A 25,852-nucleotide genomic window follows, 5' to 3' on the forward strand; every position below is an offset into this window, starting at 1 on the left:
ACGATCGGGAGACCATGACCACGCCCTCCACCGCCCGAATCGAAGACCTCCTGCAGACCGGCGTGCGCGAGGAGGTCTACCCCGGCGCGGTGTGGGCGGTCGGGGACGCCGACGGCGTCCGCGCGAGCGGCGCCGTCGGCCTCCTCGACCCCGACCGGCCCGACGAACCGATGCGGCTGGACACCGTCTTCGACGTGGCCAGCCTCACCAAGGTCCTCGCCGTCTGGTCCACGATCGGCACGCTCGTCGAAGAGGGGAAACTCGACCTCCACGCCCCTCTGGGCACCTTCTGGGACGAGGTCGCCGGCCACCCCCTGGCCCGAGCCACGGCCCACCACCTCCTGACCCACACCGCAGGCCTGCCCCTCCGCGCCAACCTGAAGAACCTCTACGGCACCGACTCCCAGGACATCCGCGACGGCGTCCTCCACGAGGCCCTCCACCGCCCACTGGGCGAGGCCGTCGAGTACACCGACCGGGCCGCCCTGATCCTCGGCTACCTCGCCGAGCACCTCTCGGGCCAACCCCTGGACCGGCTCGCCACCGCCCGCGTCTGGCACCCCCTGGGCATGACCCACACCCGCTTCGGCCCCCTCTCCGCCACCGAAGCTGCCCGCTGCGCCCCCACCGAGTACGACGACACCACCGGCACCCACCTCAAGGGCACCGCCCACGACTTCTCCGCCCGCCTCTTGGGCGGCGTCTGCGGCATCGCCGGCACCTTCTCCGTCCTCGACGACCTCGCCCTCTTCCTCCGCCACATGCTCACCCCCACCCAGGCCGCCTTCGGTCCGACCTGGATCAAGGACTCCCTCCGCCTCCAGACCGGCGCCCTCACCCCCGCCCGCGGCCTCTTCTGGCACCCCGCCCCCGGCACCGACCCAGCCGAGGACGTCTGGGTCCACTACGGCTTCACCGGCACGGGCATGTGGATCAGCCCCGCCCAGGGCCGCTGGGCCGTCCTCCTCACCAACAAGCTGCGCTACAACCGTGATCGGGAACCCCTGACGGAAATTCGAAACGCCTTCCGCATCACCGCGCTCACCACCCCAGCTGCCGATATCCACACATAGTCACAGGCCGCGACCGAACTAGGACGGCATCTCCCTTCACGGGGCCTTCGTTGTCGGTGCCGCCGTCTAGCCTTGAGCCAGTGCTGCGCACAGGAGGCTAGGTTGAGCGGGTTCAAGGTCAACAGACGGGCGATCGAACAGCTACAGAAAGAGATCGCCAAAGAATTTGAGCGCGCGAACCGCAAGCATCCCGTTCGCGTGCCCATCGAGCTCGATGTTCCCGATCTGGGAGGGCTGCTTCTGTCCAGTACGAGTGGGCTGGAAAGTGAGCCCCACCTGTCACGGCTGCTGATCTGGCTGCACGAGTCCGTTCGGCCGCGTCCGGGCGGCTTTGCCGACATCAGAACGTTCCTCCAAACGGAACACCTCCCAGAGGATGAGGCCGACAATATGGCCCTGAAGCTGGAAAAGCTGGGGCTCGTGCGGATCGCAAGGAGCTTGGCCGGTGGACTCTCCGAGGTCTACCCGACAGACGACGGCCTCCTAGAGGCGCGTCGATTGCTCGAACTCCGACGTGATCCCATTGCCCGCTTCAGTCACGCCTGCGACAGGTTGCTCCGCGGCGTACTTCGGGCCGGCGGAGCAGCAGGAACGGTGGACGTCACGGGCTTCGCGAATGATCCCGCGTGCAGCTTTGCAGGGGAACCTCTCACGGAGGAGGAGATCGTCAGGGTCATGGACTACCTGTGTGAGAACGGACTCGTTCGCCTCCGTTCATCCGAGGACTGCACGACAGCCCAAACAACCGCCACAGGAACCCGCTGCGTACTCGCCGGAGGTACCGTGCACGACTACCTGAACCGAACCCAGCCGAGCGGCGACACCTACAACATCACCAACTCCCATGGCTTCGTCGCTGGCTCCCAGCACCACGTGACACAAAACAACAATTTCGGTCTGGACGCTTCCAAGTTGACCGAGTTCGCACAAATGGTCCGACAGTTCTCGCCTAGCCTCGGCACCTCCGACGAGGAACGCGATCAGTTGCTCCTCGACGCTGAGGTATTGGAGGAGACGACCACCGCCGATCGACCCGAACCCAGCCGAATCCGCGCCGCCTACCAGCGTGTTCACGAGGCCCTCACCGCGATAGGCGCCGCCACCCCAGGCCTCACGCTGCTCATCGAGACTGGCCAGAACGCGTATCGCGCGACCTTCGGCGCCTAGAACTGGGAACCTGCTCCACCCATCACACATGGAGCGGGCCTGCCAGCGAGTCCGCAGTGCCCCACCAACGCCCTATTCCCTCACGCCGCCGCCCCGCCTATCCTCACGATCACACAGCCGGGGGGGGTGGCATGGCCTCACAGGCCACAAGCTGGCAGAAAGAGCAAGTCAGTCGCGCCTTCGTCCATGCCCTAGCCACGCAAGGCGGCTATACAGTCTGCGACTGGAACGTGGACAAGGACGGAGTGGACGTCACACTTCGTGCACGCGGCCTCATGGTCGACATTCAGCTGAAGTGCACTCAGAGCCCACGCACTTCCCGAAGCGGCTACAGATTCGACCTGGACGTCGAGACCTACGACAAGCTGCGTGACCCAGAGCGATCAGCACCTGGGCACCTAGCACTGCTGATCGTCCCGCCGGACATAGGGCGGTGGGTCACCCACCAGCCCGACTCGATCATCCTCGCCTGCCATGGCTACTGGGCCTCGCTACACGGTATGAGCCGAGCCGCAGGCAGCGCCACCACGGCAATCCACCTTCCCGAGCACCAAGAGCTTACGGTGAAGGCCATGGGCAGCATGTTCGACACAGCGCGTCGCATGGCCTTCGGGACGGGACTGGGGTTGAACTGACATGGTGGACTTCAACCTGAACTACGGGCCCGCGGAGATCCGTAGCTATCTCAGGGTCGCTGGCTGGGCTCCCGTGTCGGGCGGCGACGTCGCGGAACTATGGACCCTTCCGGGGCCGGCAGACGAAGTCGTCCTGGTCCCCATGAAACCTGGCGCCCCAGATTTCACGAAGCGAGCGCGCATCCTTGTCCAGGACCTCGCGCGGGTGGAATCAAGAGAGGCACAGGCAGTCCATGACGCCATCGCCACCGTCTACCACGACGTCACAGATCTACGAGCCTCCCACCCCTCGCTGACTGACGGATCCATCCCACTCGAATCGGGGTACGAACTATTCGTCTCGGCCAAGCGCCTTCGCGTGGCCTCCGCTGCTGCAACGATCCGCCGGCAAGGGCACTACCGGAACTTCCCCACCCGAGCGCGTGCACAGGCACGAGAGGTACGCCTGGGACAAACTCGCCGTGGTTCCTACATCGTCCCAATCATCAGCCAGGCACGCGCACCAGAGGACGTGTACTCGCCGCGCCAGGATCATATTGATGTCGCGGTAGAAGAAACCCTCTTCGACCGCCGCGTTACAGCCACAATGTCCCGCGCTCTGGGCATTTTGGAAGAAATGGCCGCTGCCGAACGCGAGCCGACCAAAAGCGAGATCAATGACTCGATCGGCGAAGGCGTCTCCTACGAGCTCTGCCAGGCCCTTACCAAGGTAGTCAACACGGAATCAGTAAGCACATTGGACGTTTCGTTCAACTGGTCTCGCGTGGCTGCACCCCCGCCAGGCACCCCAGCTCAGGTCGAATTCAATCGTGAAGCGATCGATATCGTCGATCGCGTTTCCGATCACCTCAAGACCAAGGCCTACACCAGTGAGCACGTGATCTACGGCGTGGTCACCGACCTCAGTCGTCACCCCGAGGATGATAATGGGCGCGTCGGTGTCCAAACACTCATTCAGCGCCGCAGCCGCACGGTGTGGATGCACCTTCCCGACGCCGACTATCACACAGCCGTGCGCTGCCACGACGCCGGAGTGCCCGTTCGCGTGCGTGGATCGCTAACTAGCCCTCCCGGAGGGCAGGCCCGGATGAGCGTCGTCGACTTCGGCCCGGACCCATCACTGGGTCCAGATTCCTAGGTCACCGATTTCCCTCGCGGGCCCAGTCACCACCTCGCCCTGCCGTTCTGTCACACGCCGATCCACGCAGCCAGCTCTTCATAACTGTTGGCTGCACGCAAAACGTTCCCGCCAGCATTTATGTCGAGCACTTCGGTGGCTGCACCCAGCACGGTGTAGGGCGTATGCGGAATACACACCACACCCAGGATCCGCCGGTAGCGGCTGAAATCGTAGTTGGCTCCAACAGGCTGCTCCGTGAGCGTGGCAACAACCTCGGACCACTTCGCAACCGCACCCTCAACCAGGGTGGCGGCGTTTCGGACCGCCTTGTAGTCGCCAGCATCATATTGTGCCGTATATGGCCGGCTCTTACAAGAGACGATCAGAAGCGTGTCCCCTAGCTCGCCCACTGCATCGAAGTCTGTGAGGACCCCGCTGCCGAGAGGCCGCGGTTTGAAGTTCCTAACGGGGGCAGTTTGCGACGGCTTCCACGGTGAGCGGTCGATAAGCTGCTGGACAGTCTCTTCGAAGTGATCGGCGCGGATCTTGGACACTGGTGTGTCGTTTATCGGCGCGACGGTGCATTGCCGAAACAGATGGCGCGAGGCTGCATCGAAGTCAACCAGCACATCGGGGCCGGCGCGATGGAAGATTGGGCCGGGCTCCTGGGGCCAGAGGCTGACGGGCAAGCCATCAAGACGCTCCAGGATCTGCTGCGCATCCGCGAAGGCGCTTGGCGGAAACCAACTGTCCAACTCTGCCTTCAGCCAGGGCAGCGCCCTATCGAGAAGTTCGCGCAGGATTTCCCAGCGCAGGACTACGTATCCGTAGCGCACCAGGCTCAACCAGCCTCCAGCAGTGTCGTATGTCAAGTACATACTGAGGGCCTGCAGCAGCGCAATTAGGGCGGGGAGTTCCGGCTCCCACCACGGCGTGGTACGCGTTGGGGTCAACCCAAGCACAGCCCGCACTTCACGCAAGGAAATGACGTGTGGCGTGAAGCGGCCACGCGTCGTCATGGGCGTACCCCCAGAAAGGGGACCTTGCCAGGTCGGAAGCATGTCCCACGCTGGGAGCGGGCTGACAAGAACGATCGGTAGCGGGTCCCCATCACGGTAATCCGGGGTCAGCATGATGGTGCCTGGACTGGTCAGCCCGGTCGGATGAGCACAAACGCGCCGGTCATATAGGTCGATCGCGGCGCGAACCGATGCATTTGGAACATCAGCGGGAAAGCCCTCACCTTGCGGTGCGAATGCAATGCCCTTGCCCGCACGGCGCAGCCGCGAATGAATGTCACTCAGTGTAACTGCCATGGCGCAAAGGCGGAGAACTCGTCGCACAACACCGTCGGTGACCGGAAAATTGATCTCCCCACCAGTGATGGGCAGTTGCGTGCATGCCTTGGCGCTTGCGGCGGCCACCAGGTCCATCAGCCCACGGTCATAGGGTCCTGTGGTGGACAAGGCACCGTCAAAGAGGTCTGGAAGGCGCCGCAAATACCACAGCCACTGGACCGATGGATAGGACTGAACCATGGTGCGGATCTCGGCCTCGGTCGTCTGCCGCAAGGCTGTGAAGTACTCACCGGCTGCTTGTGGATCCAGCTCCCGTGTCGCCCGGGAGTGTCCCGTGAGTGCGCCCTGAATGCTGCGTTGCCTCCAGTTGGTGCCGGTCTGCGGCCACTCGCGTTCTGCCAGGCCGGCAAAGTGCCAGACTGTCCAGTGCCAGCCGCGCGCTATGCGCCTTCGGGACGGGTCGCCTACTCACGTGGCCAGCATGCCAGCCTAAGCACTCACGCTGACAGGGGCCCCGGACCGCGAGAAGGAACGTAACGACCATTCGCAATTGAGATCGCCGGAGCCAGGACCCAGCGACGCCCACCTCATGGCCGCTGCCCAGAACTTCAAAAGCAATTGGGGCTGCGGCACCGCCTCCTCCCTGTCCTCCATCTCCCACAGGGCCGCCCTCGGCACGCTCACGGCAGACCTCTCCACCGAACTGGAACGCCGCCGCGAGCTGGACGACCGCCGCCTGACCACCATCAAGGCCCTCGCAGACATCCCCGGTGTCGACGTCGGCGGCAACCCGACCGGAGCCTTTTCTGTTCGCCGAGGTCTCCGCCACCTACAACCACACCCTGGCGAGCCGCACGATCACCTCCGCGGCGGACTTCGCGGAGCCTTTCCCGACGGAGGCCAGCGTCGCGGTGGTCCCCGGCGCCGACTTCGCTGCCCCGCACCACGTTCGCATCTCCTGGGCACGGTCCCGCTTTGGCACGCCCCGGCGGTGACACCGACTGCAGTTTTCGGCCGCGTAACGCAGTGAACTCGCCTTGTTTGCCTTGGTGTTCATGAAGGGCCGGGGTGGGGGAACGAATGGGGCTTGTCACTGTTGCCGCACGGGAGGGGACGGACTTGGACGTATCCGGAGAGCTGGCGACCGTGGGGGTGGCGGGCGCCTCGGCGCTGGTCGCAGCCATGATGTCGGATGGGTGGCGCAGCGTCAGGGACTGGATGGCGCGTCTGCTCGGGCATGGGCAGGCGGAAGCTGAGGCGCGCCAAGTCGCTCGTCTCGACCGCGACAGGGAAATGCTGTTGGCCGCTCCGGCAGGCGAGGATCGGTCAGGTGAGGTGTCGGCATCCTGGACGGTACGGCTCCAGGACCTCGCCGATGAGGATGAGGAAGCGGGCCGCGAGCTGTTGGAGTTCGTCAACCGGTGGCGGGAGCAGAACCCCGAAGCCGCGCAGAAGCCGACGGTGGTCCGACAGAGTGCCAAGGCAGGCGGCAAGGCTCGGATCAACCAGGTCGGTGGCAACCAGACCGTCATCAACCCGGGGCGGTCATGAGCGGCGGCGAGCCGGCGCCCGGGGAGGGCATCCACCAGGAGGCGGAGGCGGCAGAGCATTCCCGGGTCACCCAGGTGGCCGGTGACTACGAGGAGCACCACCACACGTACGTCCGTGAGTGGCAGTACCTGAGGGCGGTCGGCATCGACGCGGGCGAGATCGCCCTCGTCGATAGCGAGTACGTCCACGCGGAGCCCGTCGGCGAACTGGAAGGCCAGGTCGCGCGGGCGACTCGGCTGCTGAAGGGTCCGGAGGGTGGTCAGCACAGTGTGGCTGTGCTGACTGGTGCGGCTGGATCGGGACGGCGAACGACGGCCTTGCGCGTCCTGAGGGACGTGGGCGTGAAGGGTGACAACATTCGCAGCTTGGTCCTGGACTGGGACCGCCCGCGGACCGAGCAGATCCCGTCCACGCCCGACCACGGGTTCATCCTCGACCTATCGGAATACAGCACCCTGCCCGCCGACTTCTACCAGGGGGTGAGCAGCTACCAGAAGGACAGCGCTGTCGGTGGGGCGTACCTCGTCATCCTGACCACTGCTGAGGCGTGGAGGCCGAGCACGCTGGCATCGGTGCCTCGTATCGACCATGTGCAGCCCTCGGCGATCGAGGTCGCCAGGGCCCACCTCCGATACGTCAAGCCCGATCGGCTCGAATGGTTCGCCGACGGTACGGATCTCGCCGAGCTCCTCGGCCCGACGACGAGGCCGGCTGACGCGGTGCGGCTTGCCCGGATCGTTGCCGAGAGCGCGCCTGGTGGTGAACAGAACGCCAAGAGCGAGTTCGAGAACTGGCAGGACCATCTCACCCTGTGGTTCAACGAGCATGAAGGTGTGGAGCATCTCCGCGACCGGGCCTTGCTGATCGCCACCGCTCTCCTGGAGGGCTTGCCTGCCGGAGTTGTGATGGCTGCCGCCGACAAGCTCTTCAACCTGGTGGAGGGCATCCTTCCACCAGGCGGCCCCCTGGCCGGGCCGGATCTGAAGGTCCGCCTGGACAACGTCGGCGCAAACCGGGTGGGAGACGACGGCCTGTCTCTCAGTAAGGACCGCCACGGGCTGCACGAAGCGGTGCTGTCCCATGTCTGGTCGCAGCGTCCGCCTCTGCGTGAGGTGCTGCTGCGCTGGGCCTCGGACATCACGGCTCAAGGCGGGGTCGCTGGAAAGTACAGGGAGCGAGTCGCCGAGGCGATCACCCGTCTGGCCGCCGGACCTGGAGGGGAGGCGGTTCTGGGCATCGTCAAGGAATGGACCGCCATGGACAGCCCTGCTCACCGTAGGCTCGCAGTGGGCGTCCTGGAGAACACAGCGACCCACCCGCGCATAGGCGTAGTGGTCCGCAAATACCTCTATGACACGGCCAAGCAGAAGAATCTTGCTGAGGCGCAGGCCACCACCGTCGCTGAGGTCTGCGCAGGCAATCTGGGGCGCGCCTTCCCACGGGTCGCGCTCACCAGGCTCCGGCTCCTAGCCTCCCGTGCTGATCGACGCGGTACTGCCGCCGTCGCTCAAGCCATCCGCACGATGGCCGAGAAGCCCGGACTGAGGAATTTGGTCCTCAGCGAGATCGTTGGCTGGGCCGAGGACGGCGACGACCAGATCCGGCAGGCCGGGGCTACCGCCTTCCTTGCCTTGGCCAGCCTGGCCGGCGAGCATCCCATCGCCCTGGCACTCGTGGGCGAGCCGGGTGAGGTGGAACCGGCGGTCGAGGACGGTTTGTTCGTACGCGGCTGGAGGGCTGCTTGGCGCCACGCTTCCGACAACGCTGTGGAGTCACTGGCCGCCTGGCTGGACTCTTCCGCCGTACCGGAGAACCAGTGCCTCGACATCGCTGAAGCCGTCCTCAAAGGCACCGTCGGAGACGCAGGGGTGTCGAACCTCCTCGTGGGGGAAGCGGGGGTCACCACGAGCGCCGGGATTCACCGACGCCGCATCCTGCTCGATCGGCTCCTGCCCTCCGCGCCGCCCGAGCCCACCCCCGCAACCGCTGTGGGATCCAGTCCTGCGACCCCTCCCTCCGGAGCAGCTGACGCCGCATCCGCATGAGTCTCCTCCCCCGTCGGCTCGGACGTCCGAAGCCGCCGCCAGCCGCAATCGGCCCGGCGGCGGCCTCGGAGGCCTCTGCATCAGAGGGAGTCGTTGAACTCCATGACGAACGGTTCGCCAGCCGCGTGCCCAGCATCTTCTTCACCGCACATATCCACGGATCCTGGCAGGTGCCGGAGGAGGGGCCGCACGAACAGCTCGATTCCGTGGCGCTGCCAGCACGGGCTCGCCACGCCCTCCGTGAACGTGCCCGCCGCACTCTCTCCCGCTACTCGGTGCTCGAACTACCGGCCGCGCAAGACGACGTGAACCTGGCCATGGCCCGCCCCATCCAACCGGCGGGAGGGTTCACGGCGTACGGCTCTGCACGCCTGACCGTGGATGAAGGGGATCGCAATGTGGCGCACGAGCACCTGCGCAGAGCACAGCTGACCGACCTCGAGCAACAAGATGCCCAGCGCCGCCTTGTCTTTCTTCAAGGCCTCCTGGCCAACCCCGACCTACGCCGCGTGTGGTGGATCGACCGACATCCAGACCGCCTCGACGCGCTGCAAGACCTGGAAGAACGGGTGAAGGATCTCAGAGCCCCGCACGACACGGACCGTGACGCCGTCAGAGGTGAGGTCATCCGCTTCGTCGATCAGATGCTCACCGACATGCGCACTCCGCAGCAGCGCGAGGTGCTCCTGCGCGCTCTGACCCAGTCTCTGCACGCGCTCGGCAGCACGGAACTCCAACAGACGGCGGCCACCTGGCTGCCCACCCGCCTGACCGATTCCGGAGGCGATACCGCATGAACATGCGCACCAGACGCTGGCTCCTCGCCCCCTCCCGTCAGTGGCGTACTCGCCGACTCATGAAGCAGCACGGGCCTTCCCTGGCCTACCCGACCGCATGGGCTCTGATCGCCTTACGTCACGCCCCCAACGAGTTCTTCTTTGCACAGCAGGCCGCACGCGAGGCAGGCACGGTCGATGCTCCAGGCGTCCTGTACGACGACTGGAGCACGCTCAGCGGAACGGAGCGCGTTCGCAGGGATCGCTGGCTCCAGCGACGGCAGGTATCGCCCATCCAGCGACTCGGCCTGACCGAGGAGGTGATCGAGCGGGCGGGTCTGAGCGTGATCGACTGGGGCCGACGAACCGAGCAAAGCTGACGGGCCCGTCGAGGAACAGCTCGATGCCGCTGGGGAGAACCTGGGGAGAATGACGCCCCGCTGGGGAGCGGCTGGGGAGGATCAGGCGCATCAGCGGGTAGCACTCCGAAAGGACCGGAAAGACGGATCGTCGCAGGTCAGGCCACTTATACAGCAGGATTCCGCAGGTCAGCGGGGTGAGGGTGACGACTTCAAGAAGATCTCCTCCTGGGCGGCCATCCTCTTCGCCCCCACCCTGGTGGGAACCATCTACGGCATGAACTTCGACACCATGCCGGAACTCCACTGGGCGGCGGGCTACCCCTTCGCGATCCTGCTGATGGCCGTGGTCTGCACGAGCCTGTACGTGATCTTCAAGAAGCGGGACTGGTTGTAGTCCGTGCGTCCGGCGGGTGGTCGGGCAGGTTGTCGCAGGGCCCCGCCGTGGATGGCGGGGCCCTGCGGGGTTCGGCGTTTCAGGCCGTCGGTTCTGCCGGGGCCGGGGGGAGGGTGCGCAGGCGGGTCACCGGGGACAGGGCGAGGGCGATCAGGACGGTGGCCGAGGCGATCGCCGCCGCGGTCAGCGCGCCCCGGGCGCCGAGGCGGCCGGACAGGAGGCCCGCCAGCAGGCCGCCGAGGGCGCCGCCGCCGAACAGGAGGGTGCGGAAGACCGCCGTCATGCGGCCCATCATCGACTGCGGCGTACTGGCCTGGCGCAGGCTGACGATGACGACGCCCGCGACGCCGAGGCCGAGGTAGGTGGTGAAGAAGGAGAGGACGAACATCCCCACCATCACCGGCCGGGGGCCGGTGGCCAGGACGAGCAGCGTCGGGCCGATGAGGAGGGCCGACTGGGCGACGAGGTAGACGAGGCCGAGGCGGAAGCGCCGGATGACCCCGCGGGAGACCGCCGCGCCGATCAGGCCGCCCACGGAGGCCGTGGCGAAGATGCCGCCGAGGGTCGTCGAGTCCAGGTGCAGGTCCCGTGTTCCGTGGAGCAGGAACAGCGTCCACACGGAGATCATGGACAGGTTGCAGCAGAACCCGATCAGGGCCAGCGACCGCAGGACCGGGTTCTTCAGCACCAGGCGCAGGCCGTCCCGGAGTTCGGTGGGCAGGTGGCGCCGTGCCGCGGGCGGTTCGGGACGGGGTTCGGGGGTGCGGATGAGGAGCAGGGAGATCAGGGACGCCAGGTAGGAGAAGGCGTCGGCGATCAGCGCCACGGGTGCGGTCAGGGCACCGACCAGGACGCCCGCGAGCCCGGGGCCCGCCACGTCGGCCGCCGAGGAGCTCATCCCCATCTTCGCGCCGGCTTCCACGTAGTGCCCGGGGTCGCGGACGAGCGTGGGCACGTACGACATCCAGCTCACGTCGAACAGCACCGAGGCGACGCCGACGGCACAGGCGATCGCCATCAGCGATGCCATGCCGAGCGCGTCCGTCCAGTACAGGACGGGGACCAGGGCCAGCAGGACCATCCGGACGAGGTTGGCGCCGAGCATGATCCGGCGCCGCCGCGCGCGGTCCGCCCACACCCCGAAGACCAGGGCGAGCCCGAGGTACGGGACGAGCTGGAGGAACCGCAGGAAGCCGACCTGTTCGTCGGTGGCGTCGAAGGCGGTGATGGCGGTGAGCGGCAGGGCGAGGTTCGTGACCTGGGTGCCGAGGAGCGAGAGGGTCTCGCCGAGCCAGAACCTGAGGAAGTCGCCGTTGCGCCAGAGGCTCGCCGTGGACGGCTCCCGGGTGAGTGTCGGCGAGGCGGTCATCGCCGTCCCCGGCCGGCGAGCTCCGCGACCGCTTCCGCGACGTGGTCCACTTCCTCTTCGGTGTTGTAGTAGTGCGGCGACAGGCGCAGGCACCAGTCGACGTCCTTGTCCCCGAAGTCGAACTGCGCGAACTCGCGGAAGCTGAGCGCCGAGTTGATGCCGCGGGCGTCCATGGCCGCCTTGAACGGCTGCGCCTGCCAGCCCTCCACCTCGAAGGTGACGAGCGCGGCGAGGCGCGGGCCGCGGTCGAGCACCCGCACCCCCGGGACGGGTGCGAGCCGGTCGCGGAGGCGGGCCGCGAGCGCCGGGGTGCGCTGCTCGATGGCCTCGATGCCGACCTGGCGGGCGTAGCGCGTGGCGGCGGCGCTGCCGAGCACCGTGGCGTAGGGGAACTCCCACTCCTCGAACCGGGCCGCCGTCGCCACGGGCTCGTAGCCGCCCGGTTCGGTCCAGCGGGCACCGTGCATGTCGATGAACAGCGGTTCGTAGCCCGCGCGCAGGACGCGGTCGGCCACGTACAGGAATCCGGAACCGCGCGGGCCGCGGAGGAACTTGCGGCACGTGGCGGTGAGGAGGTCGCAGCCGATCTCCTCCACGTCGATGGCGTACTGGCCCACCGACTGGCAGGCGTCGACCAGGTAGAGCAGGTCCAGTTCCCGGCAGTGGCGGCCGATGTCGGCGATCGGCGAGACCAGGCCCGAGTTGGTGGGGACGTGGGTGGCGGACACCAGGCGGGGGCGGTGGGTCCGCATCAGCGCGGCCATCGCCTCCACGTCGACCCCGCCCTCCGCGGTGTCGGGCGCGTGGACGACGCGGACGCCGAACCGCTTGCGCAGGGAGAGGAAGGCGATCTGGTTGGAGACGAAGTCGTCGCGGGTGGTGAGGATGACGTCGTCCGCCTCGAACGGGATCGACGAGAGGGCGTTGGCGTAGGCGTGCGTGGCGCTGCCTGCGAAGGCGATGTTGTCGGCCGTCGTGTTGATGAGGGCGGCGGTCTGCGCGTAGAACTCGCGGACCGCGGCGGCCTGGGCGGCCGAGGCCTCGTAACCGCCGATCCGGGCTTCGAGGTTGAGGTGACCGACCATCACGTCCCGCACGGGTGCCGGCAGCAGTCCGCAGCCCGCGTTGTTGAAGTGGATGACGTGGCGGCACCCCGGGGTGTCGGCCCTCAGGGCGGCGACGTCCAGCTGAAGTGCTTCCCGACCAGGACCAGAAGCGCTACTGTTATCTCTCATGAACGACAGTAGCACTTCTGGGGAGTTGGCCGACAGCCTCCGTTCTCTGGTCTCCCGGCTGTCTCCCGGCGACCGGCTGCCGAGCAGCCGGGACCTGGTCAAGGAGTACCGGGTCGGACCGGCGACGGTGGCCCGGGCCATCGCCGCGCTGGCCGCCGAGGGCGTGGTGGTGACCCGTCCCGGCAGCGGGACGTTCGCGGCCCGGCCGGCCCGGCACCGCGACGGGGCGGGCGCCGCAAGCGCGGACACCGACTGGCAGACGGTCGCCCTCACCGACCGCGCGGTCGACACCCACCTGATCTCCGACCCGCTCGGCCCGCCGCCGGCCGGGACGATCACGATGGACGGCGGCTACGTGCACCGCTCGCTCCAGCCCACTCGGGCCCTGAGCGCGGCACTGGCCCGGGCGGCACGCCGCCCGGACGCCTGGGACCGCGCCCCGGCCGGCGGTCTGGCGGCCCTGCGCACCGTGTTCGCCCGGACCGCCGGCGGCGGCGTGGGGCCCGAGGACGTGCTGGTCACCGCCGGCGGGCAGAGCGCCCTGTCGATAGCGTTCCGGGCCATCGCCGGGCCCGGCAGCCCGGTCCTCGTCGAGTCCCCCACCTACCCCCGGGCCCTGGCCGCCGCACGCGCCGCCGGGCTGCGGCCCGTCCCGGTACCGCTCGACGCCGACGGCCTGCGGCCCGACATGCTGGCCGACGCGTTCGCGATGACCGGCGCACGACTGCTGTACTGCCAGCCGACCTTCCAGAACCCGACCGGCACCGTGCTCTCCCCCGAGCGGCGCCGCCAGATCCTCGACGTGGCGCGCGCCTCGGGCGCGTTCGTCCTGGAGGACGACTTCGCACGGCACCTGGGACACGGGGGCGCCGTACCGCGACCGCTGGTCGCCGACGACCCCGACGGCACGGTCGTCCACGTCACCTCGCTCACCAAGCCCGCCGCACCGAGCCTGCGGATCGGCGCCCTGGTCGCCCGCGGCCCGGTCATGGAACGCATGCGGGCGGTACGCCTGGTCGACGACTTCTTCGTCACGCGCCCGCTCCAGGAGGCCGCGCTGGAAGTGCTCAGCTCCCCGTCCTGGGAGCGGCACGTCCGTGCTCTGGGGGCGGCGCTGCGGGAGCGGTGCTCCGTACTGGCCGCCGCGGTCACCCGGGAGGTCCCCGGTGCGACCTTGGCGGGACCGCCCACGGGCGGGCTGCACCTGTGGGTCCGCCTGCCGTCCGGCGTGGAGGACACCGTCCTCGCCGGCGCCGCCCGCCAACGCGGCGTGGCCGTCAGCGCAGGCAGCCGCTACTTCGCCACCGAGCCGCCCGCGGCCCACCTGCGCATCGGGTTCGCCGCGACCGCCGAGCCGGCCGAGCTGACCGAGGGTGCGCGCCGGCTGGGAGCCGCGCTCGCCGACCTCGGCCCGGAGCGCGGCTGAGGCGCACGACGACCGGGCCCCCGCGGCGGGGCCCGCGGGAGGGGGTAACGTCGTTGTCATGTTCCTCCGGTCCTCGGGTCACGGGTGAGGGCGTGACGCGCAGCGTCCCCCCGCCAGTGGATGCGCGGACCGCTCCATACCGACACCGGGAGATCCCGTGCCCGACAGCAAGAACATCAACAACCCCGTGGGCCAGGGCGGCGGCCAGCGCAAGAGGCAGTCCCGTGCCGAGCGGCAGGAGAACGGGCCGCACCGGAACCGGGACCGGCAGAGTGCCGCCGACCGGAAGGCGGAGCTGATCCGCAAGCTGCTCGAGAAGGCGCGGGCGGACGAGGCCGCCTCCGGGCAGGCGGGTGACGGCGCCGCGGAGGGCTGACGTCCGGTCGTCCGGGCCGGCGCCCCGTGCCGCGTGGCGCGTGGCGTGGGGGTGCGGGGATGGGGCACCGTGGCGGCATGAGCAGCTCGGGGCGGGATCGGCCGGGTGCCTCGCGCAAGGGCATGGTCCGGGTGCCGGGCGGTACGTTCCTGATGGGGTCGGACGCGTTCTATCCGGAGGAGCGGCCGGTGCGGCCGGTGGCGGTGGACGGGGTCTGGATGGACGAGCACCCCGTGACGGTCGCGCAGTTCCGGCGGTTCGCGAAGGAGACGGGTTACGTCACGGTCGCGGAGCGGGAGCCCGACCCCGCGGACTTCCCGGGTGCCGATCCGGGTGCGCTCGTCGCGGGGGCGCTGGTGTTCCGGATGCCGCCGGGACCGGTGGACCTGGACGACTGGCGGCAGTGGTGGTCGTACGAGGCGGGTGCCTGCTGGCGCCGGCCGCTGGGCGGCGGGCGGGCGCTCGACGGGCGTGATCTGCACCCCGTGACGCAGGTGGCCTTCGAGGACGCCGTCGCGTACGCCCGCTGGGCGGGCAAGGAGCTTCCCACGGAGGCCGAGTGGGAGTTCGCGGCCCGCGGCGGGCTGGAGGGGGCGGTCTTCGTCTGGGGCGACGAGTTCGCCCCGAAGGGCCGCCGGATGGCCAATACGTGGCACGGCGCCTTCCCCTGGCAGTACCTCCCCGCGTCTGCGAAGCACCGGGTGCCGGGCACCACGCCGGTACGGGCCTTCCCGCCCAACGGGTACGGCCTGTTCGACATGGCGGGCAACGTGTGGGAGTGGACGTCCGACCACTACCGGGCACGGCATCCGGACCCCGCCCCCCGGCCCTGCTGCGTACCGCGCAACCCCCGGGTCGACCGGCCGGCCGGAGCCCCGGCCGCGGGCGCGCCGTTCCCCTTCCGGGTCACCAAGGGCGGCTCCCACCTGTGCGCGCCGAACTACTGCCTGCGCTACCGGCCCGCCGCCCGGACCGGTCAGAGCGAGGACACCGCCACCTGCCACCTCGGCTTCCGCTGCGTGATCCGCTGATTGCCGGGACCATCACCCTCCCGTACCCCCGGGGCGGGCGGCCCGCCGCGGCTGCGCACAGACTTGCAGGGCAACCGTCCCGACCGTGGAGCGGCCCCGTGACCGCCCGGCGTGGGACGTCGACCCACAAGGGGATGAGGCATGTCCGACACGTTCCGTGGTGTGATCAACCTCGACGTCCGGGAGTCGGTGCCCGACTGGGCCCCGTACCAGCAGCCCAAGGCCCGGAAGGGCTCGCCGAACGTGGTGTACATCGTCCTCGACGACGTCGGGTTCGGGGCGATGAGCTGCTACGGCGGTCCGATCGAGACGCCGAACATCGACCGGATCGCCGCGAAGGGCCTGCGCTACACGCAGTGGCACACCACCGCGCTGTGCTCCCCGACCCGCTCGGCGCTGCTGACCGGCCGCAACCACACCACCAACGGCATGGCCTGCATCAGCGAGGCCGCGATCGGGTTCCCCAGCGCCAACGGCCACATCCCGTCGGAGTGCGCGACCCTCGCGGAGATCCTGGTGGACCACGGCTACAGCACCGCCCTGACCGGGAAGTGGCACCTGTGCCCGGAGGACGAGATGAACCTCGCCTCCACCAAGCGGAACTGGCCCACCGGCCGGGGCTTCGAGCGGTTCTACGGCTTCCTCGGCGCGGAGACCAGCCAGTGGTACCCGGACCTCGTGCACGACCAGCACCCCGTCGAGCAGCCGGCCACGCCCGAGGACGGGTACCACTTCGGCGTCGACATCACGGACAGGGCGATCCGGTTCATCGACGACGTCAAGGCCATCGCGCCCGAGCGGCCCGTCTTCCTCTACTACGCTCCGGGCTGCGCCCACGCCCCGCACCAGGCGCCGCCCGAGTGGATCGAACGCTACCGGGGCCGGTTCGACGCCGGGTACGAGGCGATGCGCGAGGAGACCCTCGCCCGGCAGAAGCGGCTCGGGCTGGTCCCCGCGAACACCGAACTGCCCCCGGTGAACCCGATCGGCACGCCCGACACCCGCAGGGGCCCGAACGGCGAGCCGTTCCCGCCGCTCGACTACACCCGCCCGTGGGCGGAGCTCTCGGCGGAGGAGCAGCGGCTGTTCGCCCGGATGGCCGAGGTCTACGCGGGGTTCCTGTCCCACTGCGACGACCAGGTCGGACGGCTCCTCGACTACCTGGAGGAGATCGGGCAGCTCGACGACACGATCTTCGTCGTGGTGTCCGACAACGGCGCCAGCGGCGAGGGCGGCCCGAACGGCTCGGTCAACGAGAACAAGTTCTTCAACAACGTCGCCGACGACCTCGCCGAGAACATGGCCATGCTCGACGAGCTCGGCGGCGTGGAGACGTACGGCCACTACCCCACCGGCTGGGCCATGGCCTTCAACACGCCGTTCAAGATGTGGAAGCGGTACTCGTTCAACGGCGGCACCTGCGATCCCTGCATCATCTCGTGGCCGTCCGGCATCTCGGCCCGGGGCGAGGTCCGCGACCAGTACCACCACGCCATCGACATCGTGCCCACGGTGCTGGACTGCCTGGGCCTGGCCCTGCCCGACACCGTCAAGGGCTACTCGCAGATCCCCCTCCAGGGCGTGAGCATGCGCTACAGCTTCGACTCCGCCGGGCTGCCCTCGGCCAAGAGCACGCAGTTCTACTCGATGCTCGGCACCCGGGGCATCTGGCACCAGGGCTGGAAGGCCGTCACCACCCATCCGGCGATCAGCGGCTGGAGCGACTTCCACCGGGACACCTGGGAGCTCTACCACACCGACGAGGACCGCGCCGAGCTCCGCGACCTCGCCGGACGGGAGCCCGACAAGCTGCGGGAGCTGATCGGGCTGTGGTTCTACGAGGCGGGCGTCAACCACGCCTTCCCCCTCGACGACCGCTCCGCCCTGGAGATCCTGTCCACGCCGCGCCCGCAGCTCACCCCGCCCCGCAACCGCTACGTCTACCGGCCCGGCGGCGCGGAAGTCCCCGAGTCCGTGGCCGTGAACATCCGCAACCGCTCCTACTCGATCGGCGCGGTCGTCGACCTGGCCGGCGCCGGCGGCGGCACCGGCGGCGGCGCATCCGGGGTGCTCTTCGCGCACGGCGGCCGCTTCGGCGGCCACGCGCTCTACGTCAAGGACGGCCGGCTGACGTACGTGTACAACTTCCTCGGCAGCGAGGAGCAGCGCGTCGTGGCCACCGAGCCCCTGCCGGCCGGCGAGAAGCTGATCCTCGCCGCCTCCTTCGACAAGGACGGCGAGGTCTCCCCCGGTGTGGCCACCGGCGTGCTCAGCCTGTACCACGGTGACAGGAAGGTGGGCGAAGGCCGCATCAGGACCCAGCCCGGCAAGTTCACGCTGGCGGGCGAGGGCCTCAACGTCGGCAGGGACGGCGGGGACGCCGTCACCGCCGACTACCCGGGGGCGGCCCCGTACGCCTTCACCGGCGGCACCCTCCACCGCGTCGCCGTCGACGTCAGCGGGGAACCGTACGTCGACCTGGAGCGCGAGGCGGAGGCCATGCTCGCCCGCGAGTAGACGGGAGGCCGGAGGGGCCGGAGGGGCCGGAGGGGCCGGAGGGGCCGGAGGGGCCGGAGGGGCCGGCGGGGCCGGAGGGGCCGGAGGGGCCGGCGGACGGTCGTAGGAATCACCAGGTCACGCCCGCGGGGCAGCCCCGGAACTGGTGGGACGTCCGATGACCTCGACCGGCGCGGCGGTGTTGACTGCGTCTGACTCTCCATCACACCGCCGCAGGCCGACTCCTGCTGTCGGCGTGCCGCAACATCCCCAAGGGGCGGGTACGTTGAAGACTTCCACACCACGCAGAGCCGGGCTCGTGCTCGGCTCCGCAGCCGCACTCGTGGCCGGGCTGTGTCTGGCGCCGGCCGCCCAGGCCGCACCGGATCCCGGCGTCTCCTTCGGCGGGGCGACCGCCGTCCCGCTGCCCGCGGGCTCCGGGAAGGGCACCGCCCCGGCGCTGGGCGACCTGAACGGCGACGGCAAGGCCGACCTCGTCACCGCGGTCAAGGGGTCGAACACCCTGGTGGCCGCGCTCGGCGACGGCAAGGGCGGCTTCGGCCCCGGTGCCTCCTTCGGGCTCGACACCGGCACCTTCCCGACGGCGGTCGCGCTCGCCGACCTCAACGGCGACGGCCGGCTGGACGCGGTCGTCGCCGCGGCCCTGACCAAGCAGCCCACGCAGCACGGCACGGAAAGCATGGGCAGCATCGTCGAGCTGCTCGGCGACGGCAAGGGCGGCTTCGCCCCGGCCACCTCCTACTCCGCGCCGACGCTGGTCAACCCGTCGACGAACGCCATGTTCCCCATGGACATCACGGTCGCCGACATGAACGGTGACGCCAGGCCCGACGTCCTGACCGCCAACGGCAACGGCGACAACGTCTCGGTGTGGACCAACGACGGCACCGGCGCGCTGGGCACCGCGACCAACTACTACGTGGGCGGCGGCCGGCCCAGCAGCTACTCCGCCGCGCAGCTGCGCCCCGCCGGCCTGAAGGCCGGGGACGTGAACGGCGACGGCAAGCCCGACGTGGTCACCGTGAACGCGGGTACGTCCGACATCTCCGTCCTCCTCGGTGACGGCAAGGGCCGTCTCGGCCCGGCCACCCGCTTCGCCGACGGCGTCTTCCTCGGGCGCGCCATCGCCCTCGGCGACGTGAACGGCGACGGCAAGCAGGACGTGGCCGTCGCGCACACCGACCGGACGATCACCGTCTTCCTCGGCGACGGCGCCGGAGCCTTCGGCGCCCCGGTCACCTACCCGGTCGGCGGCACCGCTCTCGACGGCGTGGCCATCACCGACGTCAACACGGACGGCAAGCCGGACCTGGTCACCGACAACGGCCCCGACAACCAGCCCACCGTCCTCCTCGGCGACGGCACCGGCACCTTCCGCAACGCCGGCGCGCTCTACGACACGAAGGCCGGCGCGAACGGCGCGTACGCCGTCGGAGACCTGAACGGCGACGGCCGGCCCGACCTGGCGGCCTCGTCCACCGCCGCGGGTGTCGCGGCACAGGTGCTGCTGAACACCTCGAAGCCGAACCGGACCGCCCAGTCGATGTCGGTCCAGGTCGCCAAGGCGCCCGGTGTCCTGTCGATGGAGGTGAACCTGCCGGCCGTCAACTTCGACAGGCTGACACCCGGCACCGTCAGCGGCGCGGCCGGACTCGGCACCTTCAAGTACACCAACACCCTCTCCACCACCGCCCCCTGGTCGGTGACCGTCGCCACCACCGACCTGGTCAGCGGCACGGACACCATCGGGTGGAACAACCTGAGGATCACGACCGGCGGACACCTGGGCGGAACCGGCGGCGAGTGGACGGGCACCGCCAAGCCCGGCCCCGGCGGCCACTTCCCCGAGGGCGCCGATCCGCAGCCCGGCACCAGCCTCTCCCCTGCCGTGACGATGGCGACCGGCGACGGCGGCACCCGCGGTGTCTTCACCCACGACGGGTCGACGGCGCAGTGGAACATCCCCGCGCAGACGGTCCCCGGCTCCTACAGCGGCACCCTCCAGTACACGATCACCGGCTGATCCGGTGAACAGCCGTCTGCGCGCCCGGGGCGGCGCCACCGCCACCCGCCGGGCACCGTTCCGCGCCCTGTGGAGCATCCTTCTCGCCGGCCTCGTGCTCGCGTCGGCGCCGGGCGCGCAGGCATCGCCGGCCCCCGCACCGTCGCCGGCCCCGCCGGAGTCCGCCGCGGGCGCGCCGTTCGGCGTGAAGGCCGGGCTCTACGGTCTGACGACTCTGACCGGCGGGCACTTCGGGTACGCGCTGAAGGCCGGCGCCCGGATCGAGGATTCCGCGGTCATCTACAACGAGAGCGACGAGGCCCGGACCTTCCACGTCTACGGCGCCGACGTCGCCAACGCGGCCGGCGGCGGCCTGGCCCCCGCGCAGGAAGGCGGGCAGATGCGGGGGGTCGGGGCCTGGCTGAAGCTCGACTCCGAGGCCACCGTCACCGTGCAGCCGAAGGGCAACGCCACGGTCCGCTTCTCCCTCGCGGTCCCCGACGGCACCCCGCCGGGCAGCTACCTCGGCAGCCTGGTCACCGCGCTGCGCACCCCCGCGGTCAGCGGCACGGTGAACACCGAGACCCGCATCGCCCGGCTCGTCCAGCTCACCGTCCCCGGCACCGCCGACCTCCGGGTCTCCCTCACGGAACTGGAGCACCGGCCCGTCGGCGGCGGCGACGAGGAGTTCACCGTGACCGTACGCAACACGGGCAACGTCCTCTACACCTTCGCGGGAACGCTGAAGGTCACGGGCGGCGGTGCCGCGCGTACCGTCCCGCTCACCCCCACGGGGATCTACGTGATCCCCGGTGGCAGCGCCACCATCACCGGCCGCCTGTCCGGCCTCCCGGCCCTCGGCCGCCGCGCGGTCACGGCGTCGGTGACCGCGACGGTTCCCGGCGGCGCGACGAAGACCGTGGAGAGCGGCACGGTCCGGCTGTCCTACTTCCCCTGGCTCATCGCCACCCTCACCGCCGGCGCCTTCCTCGGCCTGGGCCTCGTCCTCTTCATCACGCGCAAGCGGTGGCGCGCCCGGCTGCGGCGCCGCGCGGAGGAACGCACCGCACTGCGCGCGCTGCGGCGGGAACTGCGGGCGGGGCACCCGCCCGCCGACGACCGCCGCGAAGCACGGACGGGCGGCGCCGAACACCCGTGACGGGGGACTGCCCGCCGCTCTTCACGAGACGGACAGGATCACCGGGCCGCCTTCCCGGTCGACCCGGGTCGTCCACCCCGGCGGGAGGCGGAGGGAGCGGTGGGGGGCCAGGCGGGTCGGGAAGTGGTGGTGCCAGAGGAGGTGGCCGTCCTGGTGGGCTCGGATCGAGGGGGCGGTCAGCGGGCCGGCGGCGCGGAGGAGCAGGGGCCCGGCGGCGGGGTCCGTGAGGTGGTTCGGGGTGAGCCAGGACAGTGGGGCCCGGACCTGGAGGGCCGGGCCGGGGGTGGGCCAGGGGGTGCCGGTGAGGTGGGCGAGGACGGCGGGGGCCGCGGCGGTGCCCTCGGCCGCTGCGGTGGCGGCGGGTTCGGCGCCGTGGAGGGCGTTGCCGACGGCGAACACCCCCGGGGTGGTGGTGCGGAACGCGGGGTCCACCGAGGGGCCCCGGGTGCCCGGGTCCAGGGTGATGCCGCCGCGGCGGGCCAGTTCGTGATCGGGGATCCAGTCGCCGGTGAACACCACCGTGTCGCAGGCGATGACCCCCGACCGGCCGTCCTGGTGGCGTACGGCGACGCCCGTGAGGCGGCCCCGGCCGTGGAGGGCGGTCACCGTGGTCCGGGTGAGGAGGGGGACCCCGGGGAGGGCGGTGCCGCGCGGGTGTTCGGTGAGCATCGCCGCCACCCGCGTGCCCGAGCGGTGGAGGAGGCGTGCCGCGTGGCGGGCCACCGGTTCGGCTCCGACGAACACGGCGCGGCGGCCCACCGGGTGCACCGACCGCTGGAGTTCGCCGGTGGTGAGGACGCCCGCCGGGCGGGTTCCGGGGACGAGGCGGGCGCTGCGGGGGCGTTCCCGGGCGCCGGTGGCGAGGACGACGGCCCGGGCGGTGATCCGTTCCAGCCCGGCGGGGCTCGTGGTCTCCAGGGTCAGCGGTCCCGCCCAGCCGGTGGCGGAGACGCCGGTGCGGAGGGCGGCTCCCGCGTCCAGGGCCGCCGCGACCGCACGGCGTGCGTACTCCGGGCCGTGCAGCCAGGGCAGCGGGGGGCTGCCGAAGCCGCCGTGGTGGCAGTGGCGGGGTACGCCGCCGGGCTCCTCGTCGCGTTCGAGGACCTCGACCCGGCCGGCGCCCGCGCGCGCGGTGCGGGCGGCGAGGGCGAGGCCGGCCGGGCCCGCTCCGATGACCAGTACGTCGACGGTGCGGTTCGTCATCCGGACCCCGTTTCGAACAGGGCGCGGACCGCGGCCCCGCAGTGGAAGCCCTGGCAGCGGCCGGCCCGGGCGCGGGTGCGTCTGCGCAGGCCGTCGAGCGAGCCGGGCGGGACGGTCGAGGCGAGCGCGTCGCGGATCTCCCCGCGGGTCACGCGCTCGCAGTGGCAGACGATCCGGCCGTACTCGGGGTCCGCCGCGATCAGCTCGGCGTCGCGGTAGGGGCGGGGGAACGCCTCGCCCAGGTTGGGCATCCGGACCGGTTCGAGGTCCCGTGCCCCGGTCACCGGCAGGCCGCCCTCCGCGAGCAGGTCCACCACGTGGGAGGCGATCGCCATCGAGGCCGTCAGGCCCGTCGAGCGGATGCCGCCCGCGGTGACGTACCGCTGGGCGGGGTGGGCGCGGATCGCGTAGTCCTCGGATCCGGTGGCGGCCCGCAGTCCCGCGTACACGGCGGTGACCTCCTCGTCGAGGAGGGCGGGCAGGATCCGCCGGCCCTTTTCGCGGAGCAGGGCGATGCCCTCGGCGGTCGATCCGGTGGCGGTCTTGTCGTCGAGGTCCTCGGCGGTGGGGCCCAGCATGACCTTGCCGTGGACGGTCGGCGTGACCAGTACCCCCTTGCCGAGCGCGGTCGGCACCGGCAGCAGGATGTGGCGTACGAGGTCCCGTGCGAGCTCGTCGAAGACGATCAGCTGACCGCGCCGGGGCGTCACGGTGAAGTCGTCGTGGCCGAGCATCCGGTCGATCCCGTCGGCGTACAGGCCGGCCGCGTTGACCAGGTGGCGGGTGCGCAGCTGCCCGCGCCCGGTGGCCAGGAGGTGGTCCGGCTCGCCGGACGTGGCCTCCTGGACCTCCTGGACCGTGCAGTTGAGGTGCAGGTCGACTCCCGCGCGGACGGCCTGGGTGGCGTAGGCGAGGGTCGTGGTCCAGGGGCAGATGATCGACTCGCCGGGTACGTCGAGGGCCCCGAGCACCCCGGGGCCGAGGTGCGGCTCGCGGGCCCGGACCTCCTCGGCGGGGATGACGCGGGCTTCGCGGTAGCCGTTGCGCTCCGCCTTGGCGGCGAGTGGGGGGAGCGCCGCGTGCTGCTCCGCGTCCCAGGCCACCAGGAGCGCGCCGAGCGGCTCGACGGGGATGCCGTTCTCGGCGGCGTACGCGGCGAGCCGCCGGCTGCCGTCGCGGACGAGCCGGGACTCAAGGGAGCCGGGGACGGCGTCGAAGCCGGTGTGCAGGATGGCGGTGTTGGCCTTGGAGGTGCCGTCGCCGACGTCGTCGCGGGCGTCGAGCAGGGCGATCCGCAGCGGGAGCCGGGCCAGTTCGCGGGCGATGGCCGAGCCGACCACGCCGGCGCCGATGACGGTGACGTCGTACGCGGCGGCGGGCAGGGCGCCGCGGGTGGTGACGCTCACGCGGGGCCGTCGAGCAGGGCGGCGACCGCCGTGCGGAAGCGGGCGCGGCGTTCGGCGGCTTCGTCGGCGCCGGCCCTGGGTTCGTAGACGGCGGACGGCTTCCACTCCGGGACGGCCTCGCGGACGGTGAGGGAGGGGTCGAGGCCGAGGCGGGCGACCGCGCCGACGCCGAGGGCGGTGGCGTCGGGCAGTGCCGACACCTCCACCGGTATCCGGAGCAGGTCGGCCTGGGCCTGCATGAGCAGGGCGGACCGGGTGAGGCCGCCGTCGACGCGGAGGGCGGTGAGCGGGGTGCCGAGGTCGGCGGCCGCGGCGTCGGCGAGTTCGGCGACCTGGGCGGCGATGCCGTCGCACAGGGCGTGCACGAGGTGCCCGGCGGTGGTGCCGAGGCCGAGGCCGGTGACGGAGCCGCGCAGGTCGCCCCGCCACCAGGGGGCGGCGAGTCCGGCGAGGGCGGGGACGAAGGTGACGCCGCCGGAGTCGGGGACGCCCGCGCCGACGGTGTCGAGGTCCTCGGCGCCGGAGATCACGCCGAGGTCGGTGAGCCAGCGCACGGCGGAGGCGGCCGTGTACACCTGGCCGTCGAGGCAGTAGCTGGTGCGGCCGCCGATCCGCCAGGCCACGCAGCCGACGAGTCCGGTGGAGCTGCGGCGCGGCCGGGGGCCGGTCTGGGCGAGCAGGAACGCGCCGGTGCCGTAGGTGCACTTGGCGGTGCCGGGGGTGGTGACGCTCTGGGCGAGCAGGGCGGCCTGCTGGTCGACGAGCAGCCCGGTCAGCGGCAGTTCGGGGCCGAAGGCGGTGGTGGTGCCGACGCGGGCGTCCGCGTCGACGATCTGCGGCAGCGGCTCGCCCGTGAGGCCGAAGGCCCCGAGGGCCTCCTCGGACCAGCCGACGGTGTCGAGGTCGAGGAGTTGGGTGCGGCCGGCGGTCGCGGCGTCGGTGACGAACGCGCCGGTGAGGCGGTGCACCAGCCAGGCGTCGCTGGTGGTGACCACGCCGCGGCGCGTCAGGTGGCGGCGTATCCAGGCCATCTTGGGCGCGGCGAAGTAGGGGTCGAGCGGCAGCCCGGTGCGTTCGTGCAGCATCGCGGCGTGCGGGGCGAGTTCGGTGCACAGGTCGGCGGCGCGCCGGTCCTGCCAGACGATGGCGTCGGTGAGCGGCTCGCCGTTCGCCGGGTCCCAGGCGAGTACGGTCTCGCCCTGGTTGGCCAGGCCCACGGCCGCCACCGGCTCGCCGGCCGCGGCCAGCGCGGCGCGTCCGGCGTCGACGACGGAGCCCAGCAGTTCGGCCGGGTCCACCTCCACGCGGCCGTCGGGCAGGTGGCGGGGGCGTACGGGAGCGGAGGCCGAGCCGATGACCCCGCGGTCGGGGCACAGGACGAGGGCCTTGGTTCCCGAGGTGCCTTGGTCCACTGCGAGCACCGGGCCCGTCATCACCACTCCGCTCCGTTCCGTTCACGTGCCGGCGGGTCCGCCGGTCGGAAGCCTCCACCAGCTCCGGACGCCCGTCAAGATCCTTCAGGGCCTCCCCCGTCTCGACTGACGGACAATCACATCCCTGAAGTGGCTTGAAACTTGCGATCGAAAAAGTTTCCGGGTGAGATCCGCCGCACCCGCTCTATAGTGATCGCCGATCAACGGGCGGTAACGGGGCCGCCCGTGGCTCAACTGCGGGGGTCCGCCGAACAGTTCGCGCATGGTTCACGCA

General features: G+C 70.7%; 20 protein-coding genes and 1 pseudogene. 15 read left to right on the forward strand and 6 right to left on the reverse strand.

Features of this window, described 5'->3' with window-relative positions; translation table 11 throughout:
* The first annotated feature begins 14 nt into the window (after nt 1–14).
* The 4 genes from ACQKM2_RS28165 to ACQKM2_RS28180 all read left to right on the forward strand — a co-directional run bounded on the left by ACQKM2_RS28165 (nt 15) and on the right by ACQKM2_RS28180 (nt 4,013).
* Nucleotides 15–1,073 (forward strand): serine hydrolase domain-containing protein, encoded by a 1,059-nt coding sequence (locus tag ACQKM2_RS28165; protein WP_427714613.1) that lies wholly within the window; start codon nt 15–17, stop codon nt 1,071–1,073.
* A gap of 102 nt (nt 1,074–1,175) precedes the next feature.
* Nucleotides 1,176–2,240, forward strand: a complete 1,065-nt coding sequence (locus tag ACQKM2_RS28170; protein ID WP_427714615.1) for a hypothetical protein — start codon at nt 1,176–1,178, stop codon at nt 2,238–2,240.
* Nucleotides 2,241–2,371: 131 nt separating this feature from the next.
* The gene (locus ACQKM2_RS28175; RefSeq protein WP_427714616.1) at nt 2,372–2,875 is read left to right on the forward strand and encodes a DUF4365 domain-containing protein; all 504 of its coding nucleotides are present in this window, start codon (nt 2,372–2,374) and stop codon (nt 2,873–2,875) included.
* A 1-nt stretch (nt 2,876) separates the two neighbouring features.
* On the forward strand, nt 2,877–4,013 hold the full coding sequence (locus ACQKM2_RS28180) for a hypothetical protein (protein WP_427714618.1): 1,137 nt from the start codon (nt 2,877–2,879) through the stop codon (nt 4,011–4,013).
* 50 nt (nt 4,014–4,063) lie between these two features.
* On the opposite strand, the gene ACQKM2_RS28185 is transcribed toward ACQKM2_RS28180, so the two are convergent.
* Nucleotides 4,064–5,566, reverse strand: coding sequence for a hypothetical protein (locus tag ACQKM2_RS28185; protein ID WP_427714619.1), 1,503 nt, complete (start codon nt 5,564–5,566; stop codon nt 4,064–4,066).
* A gap of 846 nt (nt 5,567–6,412) precedes the next feature.
* Between ACQKM2_RS28185 and ACQKM2_RS28190 the strand changes: the two genes are divergently transcribed.
* The 5 genes and pseudogenes from ACQKM2_RS28190 to ACQKM2_RS28210 all read left to right on the forward strand — a co-directional run.
* Nucleotides 6,413–6,844, forward strand: a complete 432-nt coding sequence (locus ACQKM2_RS28190) for a hypothetical protein (protein ID WP_427714621.1) — start codon at nt 6,413–6,415, stop codon at nt 6,842–6,844.
* Nucleotides 6,841–8,889 (forward strand): hypothetical protein, encoded by a 2,049-nt coding sequence (locus ACQKM2_RS28195; RefSeq protein WP_427714622.1) that lies wholly within the window; start codon nt 6,841–6,843, stop codon nt 8,887–8,889. The genes ACQKM2_RS28190 and ACQKM2_RS28195 overlap by 4 nt, the downstream gene beginning before the upstream one ends.
* Before the next feature lie 125 nt (nt 8,890–9,014).
* Nucleotides 9,015–9,686, forward strand: a complete 672-nt coding sequence (locus ACQKM2_RS28200; protein WP_427714624.1) for a hypothetical protein — start codon at nt 9,015–9,017, stop codon at nt 9,684–9,686.
* Nucleotides 9,683–10,045 carry a hypothetical protein gene (locus tag ACQKM2_RS28205; RefSeq protein WP_427714625.1) on the forward strand — a complete coding sequence of 121 codons (363 nt, stop codon included), beginning with the start codon at nt 9,683–9,685 and terminating at the stop codon, nt 10,043–10,045. Before ACQKM2_RS28200 ends, ACQKM2_RS28205 begins: the two co-directional genes overlap by 4 nt.
* Nucleotides 10,046–10,235: 190 nt before the next feature.
* Nucleotides 10,236–10,421 (forward strand): annotated as a pseudogene (locus tag ACQKM2_RS28210) (CorA family divalent cation transporter); the annotation flags it as partial.
* Nucleotides 10,422–10,500: 79 nt separating this feature from the next.
* Here ACQKM2_RS28210 and ACQKM2_RS28215 read toward each other — a convergent pair.
* Both ACQKM2_RS28215 and ACQKM2_RS28220 read right to left on the reverse strand, forming a co-directional pair.
* Nucleotides 10,501–11,790 (reverse strand): MFS transporter, encoded by a 1,290-nt coding sequence (locus ACQKM2_RS28215; protein WP_427714626.1) that lies wholly within the window; start codon nt 11,788–11,790, stop codon nt 10,501–10,503.
* The gene (locus ACQKM2_RS28220; protein ID WP_427714627.1) at nt 11,787–13,025 is read right to left on the reverse strand and encodes an aminotransferase class V-fold PLP-dependent enzyme; all 1,239 of its coding nucleotides are present in this window, start codon (nt 13,023–13,025) and stop codon (nt 11,787–11,789) included. Before ACQKM2_RS28220 ends, ACQKM2_RS28215 begins: the two co-directional genes overlap by 4 nt.
* Between ACQKM2_RS28220 and ACQKM2_RS28225 the strand changes: the two genes are divergently transcribed.
* The 6 genes from ACQKM2_RS28225 to ACQKM2_RS28250 all read left to right on the forward strand — a co-directional run bounded on the left by ACQKM2_RS28225 (nt 13,024) and on the right by ACQKM2_RS28250 (nt 21,536).
* The gene (locus ACQKM2_RS28225) at nt 13,024–14,451 is read left to right on the forward strand and encodes a PLP-dependent aminotransferase family protein (protein ID WP_427714628.1); all 1,428 of its coding nucleotides are present in this window, start codon (nt 13,024–13,026) and stop codon (nt 14,449–14,451) included. The genes ACQKM2_RS28220 and ACQKM2_RS28225 overlap by 2 nt on opposite strands.
* 157 nt (nt 14,452–14,608) lie before the next feature.
* Entirely contained in the window at nt 14,609–14,827 is a 219-nt protein-coding gene (locus ACQKM2_RS28230; protein WP_427714629.1) for a DUF6243 family protein, read from the forward strand.
* 77 nt (nt 14,828–14,904) lie between these two features.
* Nucleotides 14,905–15,858: a formylglycine-generating enzyme family protein gene (locus ACQKM2_RS28235; RefSeq protein WP_427714631.1), complete on the forward strand. Its 954-nt coding sequence runs from the start codon at nt 14,905–14,907 to the stop codon at nt 15,856–15,858.
* Between the two features lie 141 nt (nt 15,859–15,999).
* On the forward strand, nt 16,000–18,375 hold the full coding sequence (locus ACQKM2_RS28240; protein ID WP_427714633.1) for an arylsulfatase: 2,376 nt from the start codon (nt 16,000–16,002) through the stop codon (nt 18,373–18,375).
* Between the two features lie 298 nt (nt 18,376–18,673).
* Nucleotides 18,674–20,398, forward strand: a complete 1,725-nt coding sequence (locus tag ACQKM2_RS28245) for an FG-GAP repeat domain-containing protein (RefSeq protein WP_427714634.1) — start codon at nt 18,674–18,676, stop codon at nt 20,396–20,398.
* A 4-nt stretch (nt 20,399–20,402) separates the two neighbouring features.
* Nucleotides 20,403–21,536 (forward strand): hypothetical protein, encoded by a 1,134-nt coding sequence (locus ACQKM2_RS28250; protein WP_427714635.1) that lies wholly within the window; start codon nt 20,403–20,405, stop codon nt 21,534–21,536.
* Nucleotides 21,537–21,557: 21 nt separating this feature from the next.
* Here the strand turns inward: ACQKM2_RS28250 and ACQKM2_RS28255 are convergent, their stop codons facing one another.
* From ACQKM2_RS28255 to ACQKM2_RS28265, 3 genes are read right to left on the reverse strand one after another with little or no spacing between them, the layout of a single operon-like run.
* A complete protein-coding gene (locus ACQKM2_RS28255) occupies nt 21,558–22,739 on the reverse strand; it encodes an NAD(P)/FAD-dependent oxidoreductase (protein ID WP_427714637.1) in 1,182 nt (393 codons plus the stop codon).
* Nucleotides 22,736–24,145, reverse strand: a complete 1,410-nt coding sequence (locus tag ACQKM2_RS28260) for an FAD-dependent oxidoreductase (protein ID WP_427714638.1) — start codon at nt 24,143–24,145, stop codon at nt 22,736–22,738. The genes ACQKM2_RS28255 and ACQKM2_RS28260 overlap by 4 nt, the downstream gene beginning before the upstream one ends.
* Nucleotides 24,142–25,578 carry an FGGY family carbohydrate kinase gene (locus ACQKM2_RS28265; protein ID WP_427714640.1) on the reverse strand — a complete coding sequence of 479 codons (1,437 nt, stop codon included), beginning with the start codon at nt 25,576–25,578 and terminating at the stop codon, nt 24,142–24,144. The genes ACQKM2_RS28260 and ACQKM2_RS28265 overlap by 4 nt, the downstream gene beginning before the upstream one ends.
* Between the last annotated feature and the right edge of the window lie 274 nt (nt 25,579–25,852).

The sequence above is a fragment of the Streptomyces sp. NPDC004126 genome (genome assembly GCF_050275515.1).
Lineage (GTDB): Bacteria > Actinomycetota > Actinomycetes > Streptomycetales > Streptomycetaceae > Streptomyces.

Bases quoted from the DNA above. Each gene is read 5' to 3' on its own strand.
- ACQKM2_RS28165 (WP_427714613.1), top strand. From the start codon at position 15: ATGACCACGCCCTCCACCGCCCGAATCGAAGACCTCCTGCAGACCGGC.
- ACQKM2_RS28175 (WP_427714616.1), top strand. From the start codon at position 2,372: ATGGCCTCACAGGCCACAAGCTGGCAGAAAGAGCAAGTCAGTCGCGCC.
- ACQKM2_RS28180 (WP_427714618.1), top strand. From the start codon at position 2,877: ATGGTGGACTTCAACCTGAACTACGGGCCCGCGGAGATCCGTAGCTAT.
- ACQKM2_RS28195 (WP_427714622.1), top strand. From the start codon at position 6,841: ATGAGCGGCGGCGAGCCGGCGCCCGGGGAGGGCATCCACCAGGAGGCG.
- ACQKM2_RS28205 (WP_427714625.1), top strand. From the start codon at position 9,683: ATGAACATGCGCACCAGACGCTGGCTCCTCGCCCCCTCCCGTCAGTGG.
- ACQKM2_RS28215 (WP_427714626.1), bottom strand. From the start codon at position 11,790: ATGACCGCCTCGCCGACACTCACCCGGGAGCCGTCCACGGCGAGCCTC.
- ACQKM2_RS28225 (WP_427714628.1), top strand. From the start codon at position 13,024: ATGAACGACAGTAGCACTTCTGGGGAGTTGGCCGACAGCCTCCGTTCT.
- ACQKM2_RS28220 (WP_427714627.1), bottom strand. From the start codon at position 13,025: ATGAGAGATAACAGTAGCGCTTCTGGTCCTGGTCGGGAAGCACTTCAG.
- ACQKM2_RS28235 (WP_427714631.1), top strand. From the start codon at position 14,905: ATGAGCAGCTCGGGGCGGGATCGGCCGGGTGCCTCGCGCAAGGGCATG.
- ACQKM2_RS28240 (WP_427714633.1), top strand. From the start codon at position 16,000: ATGTCCGACACGTTCCGTGGTGTGATCAACCTCGACGTCCGGGAGTCG.
- ACQKM2_RS28255 (WP_427714637.1), bottom strand. From the start codon at position 22,739: ATGACGAACCGCACCGTCGACGTACTGGTCATCGGAGCGGGCCCGGCC.
- ACQKM2_RS28265 (WP_427714640.1), bottom strand. From the start codon at position 25,578: ATGACGGGCCCGGTGCTCGCAGTGGACCAAGGCACCTCGGGAACCAAG.